Genomic DNA, 21,007 nt, shown 5'->3' on the forward strand with positions numbered 1-21,007 from the left:
AAACTTAACCTGTGGTTTGAAATTAACGGATCCATTTTCGGAGAAAAAACGCCATGAAAACTATCCACATCGGCATCCTCGGGCTGGGGGTGGTGGGCACGGGGGTGGCTGACCTGCTGACCCGGAAAAGCCGGCTGCTGGCATCCCGGACCGGGGCCCATCTGAACCTGAAAACCATTGCAGATCTCGACATTGACACGGACCGCGGTATTGATCTTTCAACCCCGGCCCTGGTGACGGATGCCATGGCCGTATTGACGGACCCGGATATCGATGTGGTGGTGGAACTCATCGGCGGGCACACCCCGGCCAGACAGTTTATCATGACGGCCCTTGAAAACGGCAAACATGTGGTCACGGCCAACAAGGCCCTGCTGGCCGCCTGCGGGGGTGAACTGGTGGAGACGGCCCGGAAAAACCGGGTGGATTTGATGTTTGAAGCCAGCTGCGGCGGGTGCATGCCCATCATCAAAACATTGCGGGAATCCCTGGTGGCCAATGACATCAACTCCATGTCCGCCATTTTGAACGGGACCTGCAACTATATCCTCTCCCGGATCTCAAAGGACGGGTCCACATTTGAAGAGGCCCTGAAAACCGCCCAGGAACTGGGGTTTGCCGAAGCCGAACCTTCTTTGGACATCGACGGCCATGACACGGCCCATAAACTGGCCATTCTCAATGCCCTGGCCCACGGCATGGAAATCAATCTGTCCGATATCCATGTGGAAGGCATCCGGGACATCACGCCCATGGACATTGAATTTGCCAAATCATTCGGCTACACCATCAAGCTGCTGGCCATCGGCAAGCGTCACAAGGATCATGTGGAAGCCCGGGTCCATCCCACCATGATCGACAACACCAATCCCTTGTCTCATGTGGACCATTCCATGAACGCCATTGCCATTGATGCGGATGCCACGGGCAAAACCATGCTCTATGGTCACGGGGCCGGAATGATGCCCACAGCATCGGCCGTGCTCAGCGACATTGCCGACATTGCCAGAAATATCATCGCAGGGTCCACGGGCCGGGTCCCCATCCTGGGGTATCCGCAAGAAAATATCCGGCATATTCCCATTTTGTCCATGAACGAACTCATGACCCGATATTACCTGCGGTTCGAGGCCCAGGACCATCCCGGGGTGCTGTCCCGGATTGCCGGCATCCTGGGGGAGAACAAAATCAGCATCAGCTCCGTGCAGCAGCAGGGGCGCAATGCCAGCGGGACTGTCCCCGTGGTCATGATCACCCATGTGGCCAAAGAGGAATGGATCCAGCGGGCTTTGGGCCGGATCACGGAAACCGATTGCGTGATAAAGCGTCCCATGGTGATCCGTATTGAAGATGAGGAGGCACAATGAAACTGATTGTGGCGGATCTGGAAGGGGTGTTTTTACCGGAAATCTGGATCAATGTGGCAAAAAAAACCGGTATCAAGGAATTGCGGCTGACCACCCGGGACATTAAAGACTATGATGTTCTGATGTCAAAACGTCTGGCCATTTTAAAGGACAATCACCTGACAATCCAGGACATTCAGCAGGTCATCGCCACCCTGGATCCCTTGCCCGGCGCAAAAGAAACGCTGGACTGGATCCGGTCCCGGTCCCAGTTCATTATTTTATCGGATACGTTTGAAGAGTTTGCCCGGCCCCTGATGGCCAAACTGGGGTTTCCCACGCTGTTGTGCCACAGCCTGACCATGGATGCCCAGGGCAATATCACCCATTACAATCTGCGTATTGACAACCAGAAACAGAAAGCCGTGCAGGCGTTTCAGGCCTTGAACTATCAGGTGATCGCTTTCGGGGATTCTTATAATGATATTGCCATGATTCAGGCTGCAGACCATGGATTTTTCTTTAAACCCCCGGAAACCGTGGCGGCAGAATACCCGGATATTTCCGTGACAAGGGATTATGATGAACTTAGAGCCATGCTGTCCCGGCTGCTGGATTCATGACCATGGATATTGATCGGTTTCAACAGATTCGAGTTCTCGTGATCGGGGATCTGATGATCGATGAATACCTGTGGGGCCGGGTGGACCGCATTTCACCGGAAGCCCCCGTGCCCGTTGTGGCCGTGGAAAGAGAAAACCACACCCTGGGCGGGGCCGGGAACGTGATCAACAACCTCACTGCCATGGGCGCGCAAGTGTCGGCCATCGGCACGGCCGGAACCGGCAAGGCCGGCCGGATGATCCTGGAAAAGCTCAAAGATTCAGGGGTTTGCACCCACGGCATCATCAGCGAACCGGACCGTCCCACCACCCTGAAAACACGGATCATCGCTTCCAGCCAGCAGGTGCTGCGCATTGACCGGGAAGTGCGGCGGCCCATCAGCCCGGAGACGCTGGCCCGGCTCAAGGACATCATGACCGGCATGATGGACCAGGTGGACCTGATCATTATCTCCGATTATGACAAAGGACTGGTGACCTCCGAGCTGGTGGCCCATACCGTGGACCTGGCCCGGAAACACGGGGTCCTGACCCTGGCAGACCCTAAATCCCTGAAATTTGACAAATACGCCCGGGTGTCCGTGCTCACACCCAACCAGAAAGAAGCGGCCGTGGCCGCCAACATGGACATCACCTGCCAGAAAGATCTGTTTGCCGCCGGTGAATCGCTTTTAAACACCGTGGCCCTGGATCGGCTGGTGATCACCTGCGGCAAACACGGCATGGTGCTGTTTGAAAAAAATGCCGCCCCCCATGTGATCGCATCAAGGGCCCGGCAGGTATTTGATGTGTCCGGGGCCGGGGACACGGTCATCTCTTTGCTGGGTTTAGGTCTGGCATCGGGCGCATCTTTTCTGGACAGTGCCGTGGTGGCCAATGCCGGGGCCGGTATTGTGGTGGGCAAAGTGGGCACGGCCACACCTACGATGGCAGAATTAAAAAAAGTGCTTGACGGAAAAGAATAATTGCCCTATATTAGTCGAATTGATGCGGGGTGGAGCAGTCTGGTAGCTCGTCGGGCTCATAACCCGAAGGTCGTTGGTTCAAATCCTTCCCCCGCTACCAAAGAAACTAAGGGGTTCAGCGTTCGGCGCTGCCCCTTTTTGTGTTTCCGGGCCATGCGTGAACAAGCTTGAACAAGGAGTGGATCATGGATGACGCAACCATTGTCAATCTGCTGGTGGATGACCCACAGCATCAGGTGCTCAAGAAACTGACATCCACCCTGCCGGATGTGATTCTCAACGAGCGGCAGATCTGTGATTTCGAACTGCTGGTCACCGGGGTATTTTCCCCGTTGACCGGTTTCATGACCCGGGTGGATTACGAATCCGTGCTGGACCGCATGCGCCTGTCATCCGGGGATCTGTGGCCTGTGCCCATTTGCCTGGATATTCATGACACGCAGGCTGCCGCCCTGGAGGCGGGCCAGTCCGTGGTGCTCCGGGATCCGGAAGGATTTCTGCTGGGCGTCATGACCCTGGAAGACATCTGGCCCGTGGACAAGGACAATGAAGCCCTGGCCGTGTACGGGACCCGGGATCCGGCCCACCCGGGGGTGGATTATCTGCGCAGCAAATGCGGATCCCACTATATCGGCGGTCCCATCCAGGCCCTGAACCTGCCCATTCACCCGGATTTCCCCGGAATCCGCCTGACCCCGGCCGAAGTGCGGGAACGCTTCCGCAAGCTGGGATGGCACCGCATTGTGGGATTCCAGACCCGGCAGCCCATTCACCGGCCCCAGTTCGAGATGACCATCCAGGCCATGCAGAAAGCCCGGGCCAATCTGCTGCTGCTGCCCGCGGCCGGCATTCCCGGTCCGGACGATTTCGACCACTACACCCGCATGCGCTGCTATCAAAAAGTTGGGACTCACTATCCCCCCAACTCCCACCTGCTCAACCTGCTGCCTTTGGCCATGCGCATGGCAGGCCCCAGAGACGCGGTCCTGCACATGATCATCGGCAGAAATTTCGGATGCACCCATTTTGTGATCGGACACAACCATGCCAGCCCGGGCAATGACAGCAGCGGAAAACCCTTTTACCCCGCGGACCGGGCCGAGGCCCTGGCATCTGAAGCGGCTAAAGAACTGGGCATTGATCCCGTGTTTTTTGAAGAAATGGTGTATCTGCCCTTTGACGATGAGTTCTGCCTGGCCTCCGAGGTGAACGGGTCCAGAGAAACCATTTCTTTTACGGGCAAAGATATCCGGGACCGGATCAGGAAGGGCAAGAAAATCCCGGACTGGGCCACATTTCCCGAAGTGATCCAAGAGCTGGACCGCTCCTATCCCAGCCCGGCCCGCCAGGGATTCACCATTTTTTTCACGGGCCTGTCCGGGGCCGGCAAATCCACCATTGCCAAAGTGCTGTATGCCCGGTTCCTGGAGATGGGGACCCGGCCCGTATCGCTTCTGGACGGGGACATTGTCCGCCGCCACCTGTCTTCGGAACTCAATTTTTCCAGGGAACACAGAGACATCAATGTGCGGCGCATCGGATTTGTGGCCTCGGAGATCACCAAAAACCGGGGCATTGCCATCTGCGCCCCCATCGCTCCTTACCAGCGCACCAGAGACGAAATCCGCAAAGCCATTGAACACTACGGCGGTTTCTTTGAAATCCATGTATCCACCCCCATCACGGAATGCGAAAAAAGAGATCGTAAAGGCATGTACGCCAAAGCCCGGGCCGGACTCCTCAAAGGGTTCACAGGGGTGGACGATCCCTATGAAACCCCGAAACAGCCGGAACTGCGCATTGACACCACCCGCATCACCCCGGAAGAGGCGGCCCGGGAGGTGTTGCTTTTGCTGAGCCGGAAAAAATTTGTGTGAAAAATTTAAAAAATAGGGGTTTTCTCTTATTGACAATGCCGGTCGTTTGAGGTTAAAACAGTAGCCATTGTGAACAAAATAAAATCTATTCATCGTAATCAGGCAATAAACAGTAATTATGATCGACACCCATTCACACATTTTACCGGCACTGGACGACGGTGCTCAAAGCATTCAGCAGTCAATGGATTTCGTTATTCAGGCTGTGGATCAGGGTGTCAAGGTCATATTTGCCACGCCCCACTGCTGTGACGGGGTGTATGATTGCAAAAAAACAGACATTCTTGCTGCCTGGCAGGAACTGTGCCATGCCGTGGACCGGGCCGGTGTGGACATCCGGATTCTGCCCGGCGCGGAGATCCGGGTCAATCACGATCTGGTGGCCCGGTTTGATGCCGGTGATCTGCTGACACTGGGAAATACGGGCCGTTATCTGCTGCTGGAACTGCCGCCCATGTTTATCCCGCATGCGTTTTTTAAAATGATTCATCAGCTCAAAGAACGGGGGATTATTCCTATTATCGCCCATGCTGAGCGAAATCCCATGATTATGTCCCAGCACGGGCTGGCTGCGGATCTTATTTTCCAGGGAGCCCGGGTTCAGGTGACCGCCGGGAGCCTTACGGGTGATTTTGGGCGAGGACCCCTTAAAATGGCCAGAACCCTGGCACAGAACAACCAGATTTTCTGTCTGGGATCTGATATTCATCCGGGCAGAAAGTACCGCATGAAAACAGCTGAAAAAAAACTGAACAAATTAATTGATTCGGCCGATACATATCAAATACTTCAAAAGAATCCTGAACAGTTATCAGAACCATCTCCTGGTGCCGGGAACCATTCCCGGACCGGAAATATACGGGGTGCGATAAATTTTTGAAAATATTTTGATTTGGTAATAATCAAAAAATAAAAAAGGAGAAACCCTATGAAGATCCTCGTCAGACAAGTCCGATTGATGGTCCTGGCCCTGGCAGCCATGGCTTTGTTGGGTCTGGTTGCTGATCAGGCCATCGCCCAGCTGACCCCCCAGGAGCAGGCGGAGATTCAGGCAGCCGCAGCTGCTGGAAATTCCCAGGCAGTCAAAGAAGCCACCAAAAGAGCGGTCAAGCGGGCCGTCGCCGCCGGTGAAGACCCGGAAGCCGTCTCCAAACAGGCAACATCTGCCGCAGTGTCAGCTGCTGTCAACGCCGGACAGAGCCCTGCGGCTGCCGCCGAGGCTGCCGGTTCCGGTTCAACATCGGGTGCCGTGGAGGCCGCTGTTGAAACGGGTCAGGATGTGGCTGCCGTGACTCAGTCAGCCAGTTCAGGTGCCACCTCCGGCGCCGTGGAAGCTGCCACAGCGACCGGACAGGATGTGGCTGCCGTGACCCAGTCAGCCGGTTCAGGCGCCACTTCCGGGGCCGTGGAAGCTGCTGTAGCGACGGGTCAGGATACAGGCGCCGCCGCCAGTTCTGCCAGTTCAGGTGCTACTTCCGGTGCCGTGAGAGCTGCCGCCGCAGCGGGTCAGGACACAGCCGCTGCTGCCAATGCCGCTGCTTCAGGTGCTACTTCCGGTGCCGTGAGAGCTGCCGCCGCAGCGGGTCAGGACACAGCAGCCGCCGCGAATGCCGCTGCTTCAGGTGCCACGTCTGGTGCCGTGAGAGAAGCCGCCGCCACGGGTCAGGATACAGCAGCCGCTGCCAGTGCCGCCAGCAGCGGTGCCACCTCCGGTGCTGCCAGTGCTGCAGTTGAAACCGGCCAGGATAGTGCAACTGTATCCGGTGCCGCCAGTTCAGGTGCCAATTCAGGTGCCACCCAGGCCGCCCAGGAAACCGGCCAGGATGTCGAAGCTGTCTCTGAAGCCTCACAAACCGGCTCAGAACAAGGACAGGAACAAGCACAACAAGAACAGCAGCAACAGCAGCAACAGGAAGCCGAACCCGAACCAGAACCCGAACCCGAACCCGAACCACTACCAGAACCCGAACCAGAACCAGAACCGCCCCTGCCTCCGGATGAGCAGGATGCAAGTCCGGTTTGATCCGACGGAAAGAAGATCCGGTATAATAATCTTAAAGGGAATGGATATTCAATAATTACGAGGACTGGAGATTACCTATGAAATCGTTTTACCCCTACTATATCATCGTCAGTGTTCTGGCGGCCTTATGCCTTGTCCTGACGGGCAGCCCGGCCTTTGCCCAGGAGCGCCTGCTGGTCAAACCCCATATCCAGGTGGACTGGCAGTCAGACAGCAACTTTCATAAAGCGGAAAACGCAGAAAAAAGTGTGTATACCTACACGGTCAAACCCGGCATCAACTTAGGGTACACTACAGGCAAAACTCTGATGTCTCTGGATTACTCTTTCCAGCGCTTCATGTATGATGACCAGGATGAAAACATGCCCGGTCAATTGGATGCGGATGAATTTGACTACACCGCTCACAATGCCGCGTTCCGCTTCCAGAGCCAGGTGTCCCAGCGGGTGCTGCTGGGACTGGACAACACGTTTATCAAAACCCGGGATCCGGCCAGTGCCGATGCCAACGACAACAGCGTGGACCGGTACAAATACACCCTGAACCGGTTTTCTCCCGGAGTGAATTACAAGTTCGGTGATAAGTTCAGCTTAGGTGTCAAATACACCAACCTGTACACAGATTATTCAGATGACGGCCCCGGCCAGGGGGAGGATTCTGTGGAAAACCGGGGCGGGCTCACCTGGCTTTACCGGTTCACTCCCAAAACATCCTTTGACCTGAATTATCAGCTCTGGGAAAGAGACTATGACAAAAACTCCGTGGATTATACCTCCAACCAGCTCATGCTCAATGCCAAACACCAGATCAATTTCCTGACCTTCGGGGCCGGGGTGGGATATCACAATCGTGAATTCGACCGGACCGTTCCCTCCGGAGACATTGATCAGTTTGTATGGAAAGTGTCTGTGCTGGGCCAGAATCCCCCGGATGCTAGAACCGTTCCCAAAAGCTCGATTTATCTGTCTTTCGGCTCCAACCTGAACGATTCAGGAACGGGGGACACCTATTTCACCTCCACGCGCCTGGATGCCCGGCTTACCTACCTGGTCATGGAAAAGATCAATTGCATTATGTCCGGATATTATCAGAACTCCGACTATGAAACCTCTTCCCGTGAGGATGACCGGTGGCTGGTTTCTCTGGGTGCGGACTATTTGATCAACCGTTTCTTTACCGTGGGACTTTCCGGCGGACTGGAAGAAAGGGATTCCAATTTTGTTGGAAAGAGTTTTGACAATGAGTATGTGATGCTCAAAGCGAAATTCAATTATGACCTGGGGTCTAAATAGACCCGGACAGTCGTTGTCAGTAAATTATCAACATATTGTCTAAGCAGAAAAATAATGGTATGAAAGAAGATCTTTATACCATTATTTTTTTGCAATGCTTTATAACACAAATGGAAATATGATGCAGGATTTTTCAAAGTTCAGTTGGGTGGCTTTTCTGGGGCTTTTCGTGTGGCTGGTATGGGTGCCCTGTCCGGAAACGGCCGCATCCGATGATGCCGTGTACCGCCTGGGTGCCGGTGATGTGGTCCGGATATCCATTGTGGCCGGGGGAGAAGAGCAGGTGGCCAAAGAGATGGTGGTGGGGGATACGGGCGATGTCACCGTGCCGTTCATCGGTAAACTGCCGGCAGCCGGTCTCACCATCAATGAACTGGAAAAACAGATCATTCCTCCTTTGGCCAGAGACTTTTTTGTGGACCCCCAGGTGCACTTGCAGATCAAGGAATACCGCAGCCTTCAATTTTTCATTTCCGGGGCCGTCAAAGAACCCGGGGTGTTTTCCCTGGATTTCATGCCCACCATCATGGACCTGATCGCCAAAGCCGGGGGCGTGACCCCGGAGCGGGGCAACCTGGCCTATGTACTCCGGGGCATGAAAGACCCGGTGCGGATGGCCGAAGAACCGGCCATGGAAGAACTGGAGGAGCTGGACGCGGAAGTGCCCACCCAGTCCATCCGGGGCACCAAACCCATTATCGTGGATTTGCAGCGGCTTTTGGATGAAGGCGACATGACGGAAAACATCCGCCTGGCCACGGGAGATACCGTGTATATTCCGCCGGGCACCAAACTGAACCAGGCCGCCACCAAGATCTATGTCCAGGGCGAGGTTAAAAAACCCGGGGTGTTTGATTTTCAACCCGGGATGACGGCCCTGGCCGCCTGCATCATGGCCGGCGGGTTTGACCAGTTTGCCGCCCCCAACCGGGCCCGGATCATCCGGCAGACCGACTCGGAACGTAACGTGATCACCATTGATCTTAAAAAAGTTCAGACCGGGGATGCGCCGGATTTGCCCCTTCAGCCCGGCGACCGGATCCATATTCCTGAATCATGGCTGTAACCCAAGGAGACCCTATGCAAGACACCCCTTCTGAATCTTTTTTTCAGGAAAAAGAAATACATCTGTCCGAGTACCTGATGGTGCTCATGAAACGGCGGACCCTGATCATCCTGGTGTTCATCCTCACGGTGCTGGCCACGGCTTTTTACAGCTATTCCGTGGCACCCGTGTATGAATCTTCGGCCAGACTGATCCTTGACAAGGAAAGTTCCAGTTCCCCCATCACGGGTGAGCGCACGGACTATGAATCCTACCATTCCCAGACCATGACATTCAACACTTCCATCAACATGATCAAATCCACGCCCGTGATCAAAATGGTGATCGATGCCCTGGACCTGGATGCCCGGAAAGGCGGACAGGAAAAAGATCTGGAAATCAACCCTTTCAGAAAGTGGTTGTCCCAACTCAAGGCCAATATCAAACTGCTGATAAAAAAAGATGGACAGGAAGATGGGTTGACACCGGAGGAAACGGAAAATCGGCGGCTCCAGGGGCTGGTGTCTGCCATCAGAAGCAAAATCACGGTGGAGCAGATCAGAGACACCCGGCTGCTCAACATATCCGTCAAAGACAAGGACCCGGAACTGGCAGCAGCCATTGCCAATACCCTGGCAGCCAAATTCATGGAATTCAACCTGGCCAACAAAATGGACGCCTCCAAGCAGACCCTGGCCTGGCTCAACGAAGAGCTGTATGACCTGAGAAAAAAACTGGAAGATGACGAGCAGAAGTTTTTTGACTACAAGCAGGAGAATATGGTGTTTTCCATCGAGGGCAAGCAGAAACTGGCGGAACAGAAAATCCAGGAGTTCAACAATAAATACCTGGAAACCCGCAACAAACGCCTGGAGCTGGACGCCAAGATCAATGAACTGGAAAAAAACCTGGGTACGCTCAAAGGGGTGGCCAATGTGCGTTCATTGATCAACAACCCCATTATCGAGAGCATCTATGCCAAAGTTGTGGATCTGGAGATCGAGCTGTCCCGGCTGGCCAAGACATACAAGGGCAAGCACCCCAGGATCGTTCAGACCCAGACGGAACTGGAAAAAACCAGAAACAGCCTGGCCCAGGAGATTGCCAAGGAAAAGGAAAATCTCAAATCCGAGCGCAAGGTGCTGTTTGCCCGGGAAAAAACACTGGAAAGCACGCTGGCCGAGTTTGAAAAAGAAGCCCTGGACACTTCTTCAAAAGAGTTAAGATATACCATTCTCCAGCGCAATGTGGACACTTCCAGAAACCTGTATGATCTGATGGTGTCAAGAATCAAGGAATCCAATATTCTTCAGACGGCCAACACCTCCAACATCCGGCTCGTGGAAACGGCCCAGGTACCCGTCGGCCCGGTCTCCCCCAACAAAAAGCGCAACCTGCTGCTGGCCATGGTGCTCGGGGTGTTTTTCGGGTGCGGCCTGGCGTTTTTCTTTGAATACATGGACCAGACTGTGCGCACGGAAGAAGACATTCAGCAGCATTTCAACCTGCCCGTGCTGTCCGTGATTCCCAAAGCAGATAAATCCGTTTCCTATGGAGCCTATCATTGATTTTCAGAAAGAATAAAAAAAGATCCAAAGAATCCGACAGAGAAAGACTGTTGGTCAGTTTTCCGTCCAATTCCAGGTATGCCGAATCCTACCGGACCCTGCGCACCAACCTGTTTTTTTCAGGTATGGACAATGAGGTGCAATCCATTGTGGTGACCAGTGCCGTGGAAAAAGAGGGCAAGACCACCACGGCCATCAACCTGGGACATGCCATTGCCCAGACGGACCGTCAGGTCCTGGTTGTAGACGGTGATCTGCGGCGCCCTTATTTGACGTCCCTGGTGGCGGCCAAACCGGAACTGGGCGTGACCGAACTGGTCACGGAAGTGTTCGGGGTGCATCTGACCCAGGGCAGCCTGGACGAATTTGCCATTGCCGATCTGATCCAGCTGACCCGGCTTCAGAAGCGGTCGGTCCGTCTGGACCTGAAAAATAAAGACACCCGGGCAGCCCTTGTGTTTGACAAAGGAAAAATGATCGATATTTCCTGGATGAACCGGCCGGAATCCAAGCAACTGGTCAACACTCTGATCCGGGATAACCTGCTGACTGAAGAACAGGCCCAACTGGCGTTGAGCCACCAGAAAACCTCGGCCCACTATCTGGGCAATATTTTGCATACCATGGGGCTGGTTTCCCGGAAAGACCTGTCCCGGGCGCTTTCTGTCCATACCATTGAAGCCATTCGGGCCGTATCAGCCATGGAAACGGGTTCTTTCGAATTCTCACCGCCCCCCCGGGACCAGTCAAAGATCGACGTCCCCCAGAATCTTGATTTTGAAAAACTGTTTGCGGAATTCAATATCGGCGAAAACACTTTGAAATACTGCAATGCCGCCATTGAAAGCGCCGTGCTTCCCACGGATGTGGACAACCTGTTCATCCTGGCGGCCGGCAAGACCCCGCCCAATCCGGCCGAGGTGGTGGGGTCCAGCCGCATGGCGTTTCTCATTGATACGTTGAAAACCCGGTTCGACTTCATCATCATCGATACCCCGCCCGTGACCCCGGCCACGGATGCCCTGCTGCTCGCACCCATGGTCGACGGCACCTTGCTGGTGGTCAAATCCGGCAACACGGACCGAAAAATCATCCAGGATGCCGTGGACCAGTTCAAGGCTGTGAAACAGCCCATCATCGGCATGGTGCTCAACCAGGTGGACATGAGAAAAGAGGGGTATTACAAGTACTACCAGAAGTACTATACATCCTATTATGGCAGTAAATAAACGCCGGTTTCTGCCGGGCCTGGTCCTTTTTGTTCTTGCGTTGTTTCTGGCCGCCTGCGTGCTGGTGATCCGACCCCGGTTTCTGGCCCAGCAGGGGATCAACGCCATGCGGACCGGGGATTATGCCCGGGCCGTGTCATCGTTTGAACAAGCGGCATCCGCCCGGCCCGGCATTTTAAAAAACACCCTGTTTACGGCATCCGACCGGTTTCATCAGAACACCTTTCACGGCCAGGCCCTGTTTCAAGAGGCCACGGAAACCTGGCGCACCACGGGGCTGACCCGGGAGGTATTCGACAACATGGCCGAGGCCCAGACCCGGCTTCAGGCGGCACAAGCCATTGAACCCGGGGATTATCTCACGGCATTCTGGCTGGCCCGCACGGAACATTCCCTGGAACGGCTCCATCCCTGGCGTTTCCCCGGCACTCCCAATCCGTACAACGCCCATCCTTTGTACCTGGCAGCCACAACCTTGCGGCCGGCCGGCATTTCCGTGCGCCAGGCCCATGCCAGATATCTTTATGAAACCGGCCGGCCGCATCAGATCCCGGACCTGGTCACGGAAATGACCCGGATTTATCCCCCGGGTTACGGCAATTTGAAAAAAGAATCTTTTTATACCCCGGATCTGTTTCCAGCCATGGTTCAGGGCCTGGAACAGGCCGTTGCGGAAAATATCCGGCCCCGGGAGGCATTGGCTGCCCTGTCCCGGATGTACAGGGACCAGAACAATCTGACGGCCGCCATTTCCTGGTTTGAAACATATCTTGCCCATGATCCTGGTGCCAACACGGCCAATGATTTTCTGCATCTGGGATCGTTGCTGGTGCAGGACAGCCGGTACGAGGCCAGTTATCCCGTGTTTGTCAAAACCCTGGAAACCTCGCCGGACCCGCAAGGGTATCTGCGGCGGATCTATGGGGTGTTCAAGTCCCGAAAGGCGTTGATTCCTTTTTTGTCTTTCGGCGATTATCTTGACGGGTCCCATCTGTCCATTCCGACCCTGGACCTGGTCACAGCCCGGTGCTACCTGGACATGGACCAGGTGTTTCTGGCCAAAGAAAAACTGCGGCAGATCATTGAAACAGCCCCCACGGCCCCGGCCTGCATTTTGCGGGCGCAAATCGCCCAAAAGGAAAAAGACTGGGATACCATGGAGGAGATGAGCCAGCAGGCCACCCGCCTGGATCCTTACAACCACACCTATCACTATCTCTTCGCCCAGGCGTTGAACATCCGTAAAAAATACGCTGCCGCCGAACTGGCCGTCACCCGGGCCATGGAAACCTATTCCGGCAAAAGTTACGGGTATTACGATTTCCGGGCCTGGACCAGGTGGCATCAGGAAAAATTCCAACCCGCGGCCAAAGACTGGGAGGCCGCTTTTGCCCTCAAACCCGACCGGGCTGATTTCCCATACCGGGCCGCTTTGGCATACGAGCGCATTGCCCAGCGCACCAAAGCCCTGGCCCTGGCTGCCAAAGCCCTTGAACTGGCCCCGGACAACCCATCCTACCAGGATCTGCATTTTCGTCTCAATATCTGACGCGGGGCAGGGCAATCAACATCCCCCCCTGATCACAAAATTTAACAACGTAACCCTTTCCCCCTCTTGACAACCCCGGCAAACCCAAATATAGTCGTTCATTCGATGAACACAACCAATTTGTTCGATGAATAAAATCGATTGGTTATCCGGAATCGCCCCATGTAACCGACAGAGCGGAGCTATGACCCGACCCCCAAAATTCAGCACCCAAAATCCAATCTCCAGCCCCCAGCACCAACTCCACATCCAGTTTCAGCTTTTACAGCTTCTGGCGGAAAACCCTTGCATGTCCCAGCGGGATTTGAGCCGCAAAATGGGCGTGGCCTTAGGGAGGGTCAATTATTGCCTGACCGGCCTGAAGGAAAAAGGGTTCATCAAGCTGGAAAATTTCAAGGGCAGCACCCATCACATTCGGTATGCCTACATCCTGACTCCCAGCGGATTTGAAGAAAAACTGCGCCTCACCGTCCGGTTTTTAAAACGCCGCCTTAAAGAATACGAAGAAATAAAAACCCAGATCCGGAGCCTGACCCGTGAGGTCGCCCAAACCGACCCCACCCTCCTGAAAAACCTCTAAAAAACGGGGTCAGGCCTGCGTTATTGTAGTTATTGTCACAAATAACAGAACAATAACGACAATAACGCAGGCCTGACCCCTGACCCTGACCCTTGACCCCAAAACCCATAAAACAGGCCTGATTCCATGAATAAAATTGCAATTATCGGTCTCGGCTACGTGGGCCTTCCCCTGGCCCGGCTTTTTGCCGCCAAATACCCGGTCGTGGGATATGACATCAACCAGACCCGTGTCACAGAATTGATGTCCGGCCACGACGCCACCCTGGAAGTCGAAGATGATGTCCTGCAGCGCGTGCTTCTCACACAAGCACCGCGCACCCAGGAACCGCCGCCCTCCAACGGGCTTTACTGCACCACAAACCTTGATGACATTGCCGACTGCAACATCTACATCATCACCGTGCCCACCCCCATCGACAAAAACAACCGCCCGGACCTGACCCCGCTGATCCGGGCCTCGGAAACCGTGGGTAAAGTGATCGCCAAAGGGGACATCGTCATTTACGAAAGCACGGTATACCCCGGTGCCACGGAAGAAGACTGCATCCCCGTGGTGGAAAAAACCTCGGGCCTGACATTCAACACCGACTTTTTTGCCGGCTATTCCCCGGAACGCATCAACCCGGGCGACAAAGAACACACCGTGGAAAAGATCAAAAAAGTCACCTCGGGCTCCACCCCTGAGATCGGGCAGAAAGTGGACGTCCTGTACAGATCGGTCATCACTGCCGGCACCCACCTGGCCCCCACCATCAAGGTGGCCGAAGCCGCCAAGGTCATTGAGAACTCCCAGCGGGACATCAACATCGCCTTTGTCAACGAGCTGGCCAAAATCTTCAACCGTATGGACATCGACACCCATGCCGTGCTCGAAGCTGCCAACACCAAGTGGAATTTTCTGCCCTTCAAACCCGGCCTGGTAGGCGGCCACTGCATCGGCGTGGATCCTTACTACCTGGCCCAGAAAGCCCAGGAAGCCGGGTACCACCCCGAAATCATCCTGGCCGGCCGCCGCATGAACGACAGCATGGGCGCTTACGTGGCTTCGGAAGTGGTCAAACTGATGATCAAAAAAGGCAAACCCGTCAAAGGCGCCCGGGCCCTGATGCTGGGCATCACCTTCAAGGAAAACTGCCCGGACATCCGCAACACCCGCGCCATTGACATTGTTCACGAACTCACGGACTACGGCATGCATGTGGATGTGTACGACCCCTGGGCTTCCCCGTCCGAAGTCATGCACGAATACGGCATCCAAACCATGACCCATTATCCTGAAAACGACGGCTACAGCGCCATCATCCTGGCTGTGGCCCACACACAGTTTTTGACCATCGACCTGAACGCCCACAAACAAACCGGCACCATCATCTACGATGTCAAAGGCATCTTGGACAAATCCCTCACCCACGGCCGACTCTAATGGGGTCAGGCCTGCGTTATTGTAGTTATTGTCACAAATTATAGAACAATAACTACAATAACGCAGGCCTGACCCCGACCCCGAATTAATTATGGCACGAAAATCACGTATCCATTATCCCGGAGCACTGTACCATGTCATGCTCAGAGGAAATGCCCGGCAGACGGTCTTTCATCAAGATCTCGAATGCAGATATTTTGAAGACATTCTGGCCCAGGGGCTGGATCAGTATGCGATTGTGCTGCATGCTTACTGCTGGATGAAAAATCATGTGCATATGGCGCTGCAGGTCCGGGACGAGCCGCTGTCAAAACTGATGCAGAATATTTCTCAGCGCTACACCTGGTGGTTCAACAAGCGGCATGACCGGGTAGGGCATGTGTTCCAGGGACGGTATAAGGCCGTTCTTGTGGACAAGGATGCCTATCTCAAGGAGCTGATTCGCTACATTCATCTGAATCCGGTGCGTGCCGGCATGGTCACCGATCCCCTGGATTACCCCCGGAGCAGCCATGCGGCTTATGCCGGCAAAATCCGGCCGCCTGACTGGCTGACTATCGACCGGGGACTGGGACAATTCGGAACAACAGAACCGGACGCGCGGGCCGTTTATCTGCATTTCATGGGCCGGGAAACGGGTGAGGAACTCCTGAGCAAGCTTCGCCACGGCAGCCGCACAGAAGGGCGGATCCTCGGCAATGAAAATTTCATCCAAGCAGCCCTCGGCCGGAAGAATGAAACGGTTCAGGCACAGATCGGAATCGAACCGCTGGTGGATCTGGTCGCCCGGGTCTACCAGGTCCCGGTCCGGGAGATGACCAGTGCGAGCCGCGCCAGACACCTGACACAAGCCAGAGCCATGGCCACGCTCATCGGGGTGGATCATTGCGGCTATCTGGTGTCTGATTTGGCCCGGTATTTCAACCGGGATATGCCGGGATTAAGCAGGCAGGTGAAGGCCCTTCGTGCCCGCCTTGAAAAAAATCAATCTCTTCAGGAAAAAGCGGCACAAATTCAAGATCAAATAACGACAATAACGCAGGCCTGACCCCCAACTTTAAAAGCTAAAAAACGTTATGGCCTCAGGGTGATTACTTACGCGGTAACATGCAATCATATCCATCTGCTGGCCGTGGATAGTGGTAAAGATGTCATTTCCAAAAGCATGCAGCTGCTGTCTGGCAAAACAGGGCAGGCGTACAACGTCCGGAAAAACCGTAAGGGTGCTTTCTGGGAGGATCGTTTTTATACCACTGCCATTGAAAATGGGGTTCATCTGTTGAGATGCATGGCGTATATTGAGTTGAACATGGTTCGGGCAGGGGCTGTGAAACATCCAAAAGACTGGGGATTTTGCAGCTATAATGAAATTTTAGATCCTCCCCGGCGGTATCGGCTGATTGATCGAACCGCCCTGCTATCCAGTTGCGGGATAACCGATCCGGATGAATTCAGGACATATTATGAAGAATTTGGTTGCGCACACTTTGCAGCAAGGCACCTTACGTCGCGAAAGTTTATGGACCAATAACCTGGCAGTGGGAACAACAGATGCTTGATTGGGTCTGACCCCCTTTGACCAACGAACCCTACGCCATTGCCAAGATCGCCGGCATCAAGCTGTGCGAGAGCTACAACCGCCAGTATGGCACAGGCTACCGCAGCGTCATGCCCACCAACCTGTACGGCCCCGGGGACAACTATCACCCGGAAAACAGCCACGTGATCCCGGCCCTGCTGCGCCGGTTCCACGAAGCCGTCCGGCAGCAGGCCCCGGAAGTGGTGATCTGGGGATCGGGCACGCCCATGCGGGAGTTTCTGCACGTGGATGACATGGCCGGGCGCCACCGTGCACGTCATGAACCTGGATGCCGACACATTCCAGGCCCACACCCAACCCATGCTGTCCCACATCAACGTGGGCACCGGCCTTGACTGCACCATCCGTGAACTGGCCCAAACCATCGCCAAAGTCACGGGCTTCACCGGCCGCCTGACCTTTGATACCACAAAACCCGACGGCACTCCCCGCAAACTCCTGGATGTAACCAAACTCAAATCCCTGGGCTGGACCCCGTCCATCTCCCTGGAACAGGGCCTGACAGATGCCTACACCTGGTTTAAAACCAACCAGGCCAACTTCAGACAATAACCCAAAACCCCAGCTATTGACTTGTTGCCGTCCTTAGCGATAGAATAGGCCTGTAATCTTGATGAATTGGAGTTTTATGATGGAATTGATCACCAAACAATATATCGTTGATGAAAACAATCGAAAGATAGCCGTTCAAATTCCCATAGAAGATTTTGAAAAAATCGAACAGCTGCTCGAGGATTATGCATTGTTTCATTTAATGAAAGACAACCAGGGAACTGAGTTGCTGGATCAGACAGATGCTGAAACATATTACAAACAGTTGGTTAAAAACGATTGAAGGTAAGATACAGAAAAAAGTTTTTAAAAGAACTGTCTCTGATTCCTGCAGCACAAAGAACAAAAATCGAACAGTTCGTTTTTAAATCACTCCCCGCAGCAGATTCTCTCCACCAACTGGGGGTGATAGAACAGATGAAAGGCTATCCCTTGTGTTTTAAAGTTCGGTTTGGAAAGTACAGGATAGGATTGAGGATGGAAGATGATGCTATCGTTCTGGAAAAAGCATTGCACCGAAAAGATATTTATCGACATTTCCCCTGACCAAAAAACTTAAAACTCCCCCCCCCCCCCAATAACTACAATAACGCAGGCCCCATGCCACCATGGAATTTGCTTTTTTTGTAAAAAGCCCTATAATCAGATTATGTCATGTTTTTTAAATGATAATTTGAGAAAGGTCACAATGCCGACTACAATCAAAAATATAAAAGGGACGGAACTCCCCCCTTCATTACGTAACAGATTCAATGTCAAGGAACATCAATTCCTGACAGTTACCATTGAAGTTGAAGACGATAATATGTGGGATAAGGTTATTGAGTCTGCTCGACAGACCCATAAAGATGTAAAAATGGGAAAACCGATTCCCACAATTCAAGACGTGTTGAAAAACCTCTAATGTACGTAAGCGGTAATTAAACCCCATCTTCCGCAGCCCCGCCCACCGGAGTATGATGTCGCCAAAATTCAAAATGGAGGCATCATGGGAACAGAAACAAGACAAGAAAAACTGGAGAAACTCCGCAAGTTCTGGAAGACCCACCTGGATAAATGGGAAGAATCCGGACTTTCCCAGAAAGAATATTGCCGGCAGCACAATCTGGTTTATCATCGCTTCGGGTATTGGAAAGCCCGGTTTAAATCCAGAAACCTGCCGGTCAAGTTCGTCCAGGTGGCATCACAACCCATAAACCCCGGCCCATATGTTTTAAAGCTCAATCTGCCCCGGGGTTGCCAGATTGAAATTCCGGACGATTTTTCGGCAGACACATTGAAACGGGTCCTGGTCACATTGCAGGAGTCGTAATGATAACCGTTCCATCAGATGTAAAGATCTATCTGGCCCTGGGTGCAACGGACATGCGAAAATCCATCAACGGCCTTTCCATTATCGCCAGTGAACAGATGAAGCTGGATATTTTCTCAGGCCATCTGTTTGTTTTCTGCAACCGGAGCAGAACCATTTTGAAGATCCTGTATTGGGACCGGAATGGATTCTGCATCTGGCAGAAACGGCTTGAAAAAGACCGGTTTAAATGGCCCGGCACCCACAAAGAGGTCATGAATATCGGGGAAAAAGAATTGTCCTGGCTGGTGGCGGGATTGAACATTCAGCAGGCCCACAAACCGTTGAAATATTCCATGATTTTTTAGAGAAAAAACTATGAAAAACCGCGTGGTTGTGCTATATTCAGCACATGAACATCGAGAAGATTTCAGACATAAACGATATTGATGAATTAAAGGAAAACCTGTTTTCTCTGGTCGGAGAATTCGACCAGAAAGAGCGTAATTACCAGTCTGAAATCAAAATCCTCAATGAACAGATAAAAAGTCTTCAAGACAGACTGTTCGGCCGTAAAACAGAGAAAATCCACAAACCGGACGGACAGCTTCCCCTGTTTGATATGCCTGAACCGGATCTCCCCATCCAGGAAGAGCCGGAAGATGTTACCATTAAGGAACATACACGCAAAAAACGTGGCCGCAAACCCTTGCCGCCAAATCTGCCCCGCATAGAGGTTATTCACGAGCTCAGCGAAGAGGAAAGGCAGTGCGGCTGCGGTTGCCTCAGGGAGCGTAGCGGACAGGAAGTATCTGAACAACTGGATTATATCCCGGCCCAAGTCAGGGTGATCCGGAACATCCGGTATAAATATGCCTGCAAAAACTGCGAAGGGACCGAGGATGACAAACCTGCCGTGTCTATTGCCAGGATGCCGGATCAGATTATCCCGAAAAGCATTGCCACCCCCGGGCTTCTGGCTCATATCCTGACTGCAAAGTTTGCCGATGCCCTGCCGTTTTACCGTCAGGAAAAGCAATTCAAACGGCTGGGAGTCGAGATCCCCAGATCCACCATGTGCGGATGGGCGATGAAAACTGCGGAAGCCTGTGACATCATTCTGGACATGATGAAAAAAGCGGTGCTTCAAAGCGATCTGATCAACATCGATGAAACCCCGGTGCGGGTGTTGAAGGAGCCCGGCCGTATAAAAAGTTACATGTGGGTGTTCAAGGGGACCTCTCGGGGGAGGCCGGTGCTTTTGTACCATTACGATCCTTCCCGGTCCGGAGATGTGGCAGCATCATTTTTGAACGGGTATAAAGGAATCGTCCAGACGGACGGATATTCGGGCTATGGGTTTCTTGATAAAAAAAAGGACATCCTTCATGTGGGCTGCTGGGTTCATGCCCGTCGAAAATTTGTGGAGGTGACCAAAGCAGTCAGCCGCAAAACCAAAACACCGGTCGGCAATGCCGCTACAGCGTTGAAATATATCGGCAAGCTGTACAAGATTGAAAAAGCAGCCCGGGAGAATCAATTGTCACCCCGTGAGATATATGAAAAACGCCAGACGGAAGCCGTTCCGATTCTTGAAGAGTTTAAAAAATGGCTGGATGCCACCGTTGAAAAAGTGCCCCCCAAAAGCCTTCTGGGAAAAGCGGTGAATTACACGCTGAACGAATGGGATCGTCTGATCCGTTATATCGAGGATGGCCGGGTGGGTCCGGACAACAATGCGGTTGAAAATGCCATCCGCCCCTTTGTGGTGGGACGGAAGAACTGGCTGTTCTCCTGCACGCCCGAGGGTGCCCGGGCCAGCGCAGCCATTTACAGCCTGATCGAAACCGCCAAGGCCAACGGACTGGAACCCTACTGGTACCTGAAACACCTGTTCGAGAATCTCCCAGAAGCCATGTCCGATGAAGATTTTAAGGCGCTGCTCCCACAACAGATTGACAAAGATCAAATCGCTGTTCCAACACCATGAATAGTACCGGAAATCCGGCCCGGTGAGAAGGTGGGGTTTATTGACCGCTTAC

General features: G+C 53.5%; 21 protein-coding genes, 1 tRNA gene and 1 pseudogene. All 23 read left to right on the top strand.

Annotation, left to right across the window (positions count from 1 at the left end; genetic code table 11):
- Positions 1-53: 53 nt before the first annotated feature.
- On the top strand, positions 54-1,367 hold the full coding sequence (locus DPO_RS16385) for a homoserine dehydrogenase (RefSeq protein WP_006967291.1): 1,314 nt from the start codon (positions 54-56) through the stop codon (positions 1,365-1,367).
- Entirely contained in the window at positions 1,364-1,969 is a 606-nt protein-coding gene (gene thrH / locus DPO_RS16390) for a bifunctional phosphoserine phosphatase/homoserine phosphotransferase ThrH (RefSeq protein WP_006967292.1), read from the top strand. The genes DPO_RS16385 and thrH overlap by 4 nt, the downstream gene beginning before the upstream one ends.
- Before the next feature lie 2 nt (positions 1,970-1,971).
- The gene (rfaE1, locus tag DPO_RS16395; protein WP_236609982.1) at positions 1,972-2,934 is read left to right on the top strand and encodes a D-glycero-beta-D-manno-heptose-7-phosphate kinase; all 963 of its coding nucleotides are present in this window, start codon (positions 1,972-1,974) and stop codon (positions 2,932-2,934) included.
- Positions 2,935-2,957: 23 nt separating this feature from the next.
- Positions 2,958-3,034, top strand: a tRNA-Met gene (locus tag DPO_RS16400).
- Between the two features lie 85 nt (positions 3,035-3,119).
- Positions 3,120-4,811, top strand: a complete 1,692-nt coding sequence (locus tag DPO_RS16405; protein WP_006967294.1) for a bifunctional sulfate adenylyltransferase/adenylylsulfate kinase — start codon at positions 3,120-3,122, stop codon at positions 4,809-4,811.
- Positions 4,812-4,929: 118 nt separating this feature from the next.
- Entirely contained in the window at positions 4,930-5,691 is a 762-nt protein-coding gene (locus DPO_RS16410; protein WP_006967295.1) for a tyrosine-protein phosphatase, read from the top strand.
- 48 nt (positions 5,692-5,739) lie between these two features.
- Positions 5,740-6,834: a hypothetical protein gene (locus DPO_RS24065; RefSeq protein WP_006967296.1), complete on the top strand. Its 1,095-nt coding sequence runs from the start codon at positions 5,740-5,742 to the stop codon at positions 6,832-6,834.
- A gap of 77 nt (positions 6,835-6,911) precedes the next feature.
- A complete protein-coding gene (locus DPO_RS16420; RefSeq protein WP_006967297.1) occupies positions 6,912-8,126 on the top strand; it encodes an outer membrane beta-barrel protein in 1,215 nt (404 codons plus the stop codon).
- A gap of 121 nt (positions 8,127-8,247) precedes the next feature.
- Positions 8,248-9,192, top strand: a complete 945-nt coding sequence (locus DPO_RS16425; RefSeq protein ID WP_006967298.1) for an SLBB domain-containing protein — start codon at positions 8,248-8,250, stop codon at positions 9,190-9,192.
- 14 nt (positions 9,193-9,206) lie between these two features.
- Entirely contained in the window at positions 9,207-10,739 is a 1,533-nt protein-coding gene (locus tag DPO_RS16430) for a GumC family protein (protein ID WP_006967299.1), read from the top strand.
- Positions 10,736-11,968 (top strand): polysaccharide biosynthesis tyrosine autokinase, encoded by a 1,233-nt coding sequence (locus DPO_RS16435; RefSeq protein WP_006967300.1) that lies wholly within the window; start codon positions 10,736-10,738, stop codon positions 11,966-11,968. Before DPO_RS16430 ends, DPO_RS16435 begins: the two co-directional genes overlap by 4 nt.
- The gene (locus DPO_RS16440; protein WP_006967301.1) at positions 11,955-13,517 is read left to right on the top strand and encodes a tetratricopeptide repeat protein; all 1,563 of its coding nucleotides are present in this window, start codon (positions 11,955-11,957) and stop codon (positions 13,515-13,517) included. The genes DPO_RS16435 and DPO_RS16440 overlap by 14 nt, the downstream gene beginning before the upstream one ends.
- Before the next feature lie 184 nt (positions 13,518-13,701).
- Positions 13,702-14,097 (top strand): MarR family EPS-associated transcriptional regulator, encoded by a 396-nt coding sequence (locus tag DPO_RS16445; RefSeq protein WP_006967302.1) that lies wholly within the window; start codon positions 13,702-13,704, stop codon positions 14,095-14,097.
- A gap of 126 nt (positions 14,098-14,223) precedes the next feature.
- Positions 14,224-15,522, top strand: a complete 1,299-nt coding sequence (locus DPO_RS16450) for a nucleotide sugar dehydrogenase (protein WP_006967303.1) — start codon at positions 14,224-14,226, stop codon at positions 15,520-15,522.
- Positions 15,523-15,613: 91 nt separating this feature from the next.
- Positions 15,614-16,570: a transposase gene (locus tag DPO_RS16455; protein ID WP_040011983.1), complete on the top strand. Its 957-nt coding sequence runs from the start codon at positions 15,614-15,616 to the stop codon at positions 16,568-16,570.
- Between the two features lie 27 nt (positions 16,571-16,597).
- Positions 16,598-17,053, top strand: a pseudogene (locus tag DPO_RS24660) (transposase); the annotation flags it as partial.
- A gap of 44 nt (positions 17,054-17,097) precedes the next feature.
- On the top strand, positions 17,098-17,457 hold the full coding sequence (locus DPO_RS26595) for an NAD-dependent epimerase/dehydratase family protein (protein WP_328284775.1): 360 nt from the start codon (positions 17,098-17,100) through the stop codon (positions 17,455-17,457).
- Positions 17,351-17,674, top strand: a complete 324-nt coding sequence (locus DPO_RS26600) for a Rossmann-fold NAD(P)-binding domain-containing protein (protein ID WP_006967305.1) — start codon at positions 17,351-17,353, stop codon at positions 17,672-17,674. Before DPO_RS26595 ends, DPO_RS26600 begins: the two co-directional genes overlap by 107 nt.
- Before the next feature lie 76 nt (positions 17,675-17,750).
- Positions 17,751-17,957, top strand: a complete 207-nt coding sequence (locus DPO_RS16470) for a hypothetical protein (protein WP_040011984.1) — start codon at positions 17,751-17,753, stop codon at positions 17,955-17,957.
- Between the two features lie 405 nt (positions 17,958-18,362).
- Positions 18,363-18,578, top strand: coding sequence for a hypothetical protein (locus tag DPO_RS16480; protein WP_006967307.1), 216 nt, complete (start codon positions 18,363-18,365; stop codon positions 18,576-18,578).
- 84 nt (positions 18,579-18,662) lie between these two features.
- Positions 18,663-18,986 (top strand): IS66 family insertion sequence element accessory protein TnpA, encoded by a 324-nt coding sequence (tnpA, locus tag DPO_RS16485; protein WP_006967308.1) that lies wholly within the window; start codon positions 18,663-18,665, stop codon positions 18,984-18,986.
- Positions 18,986-19,333 (top strand): IS66 family insertion sequence element accessory protein TnpB, encoded by a 348-nt coding sequence (gene tnpB / locus DPO_RS16490; RefSeq protein WP_006967310.1) that lies wholly within the window; start codon positions 18,986-18,988, stop codon positions 19,331-19,333. The genes tnpA and tnpB overlap by 1 nt, the downstream gene beginning before the upstream one ends.
- 44 nt (positions 19,334-19,377) lie before the next feature.
- Positions 19,378-20,955 (top strand): IS66 family transposase, encoded by a 1,578-nt coding sequence (tnpC, locus tag DPO_RS16495; RefSeq protein ID WP_006967314.1) that lies wholly within the window; start codon positions 19,378-19,380, stop codon positions 20,953-20,955.
- Positions 20,956-21,007: the final 52 nt, after the last annotated feature.

This window comes from Desulfotignum phosphitoxidans DSM 13687, from assembly GCF_000350545.1.
Classification (GTDB): domain Bacteria; phylum Desulfobacterota; class Desulfobacteria; order Desulfobacterales; family Desulfobacteraceae; genus Desulfotignum; species Desulfotignum phosphitoxidans.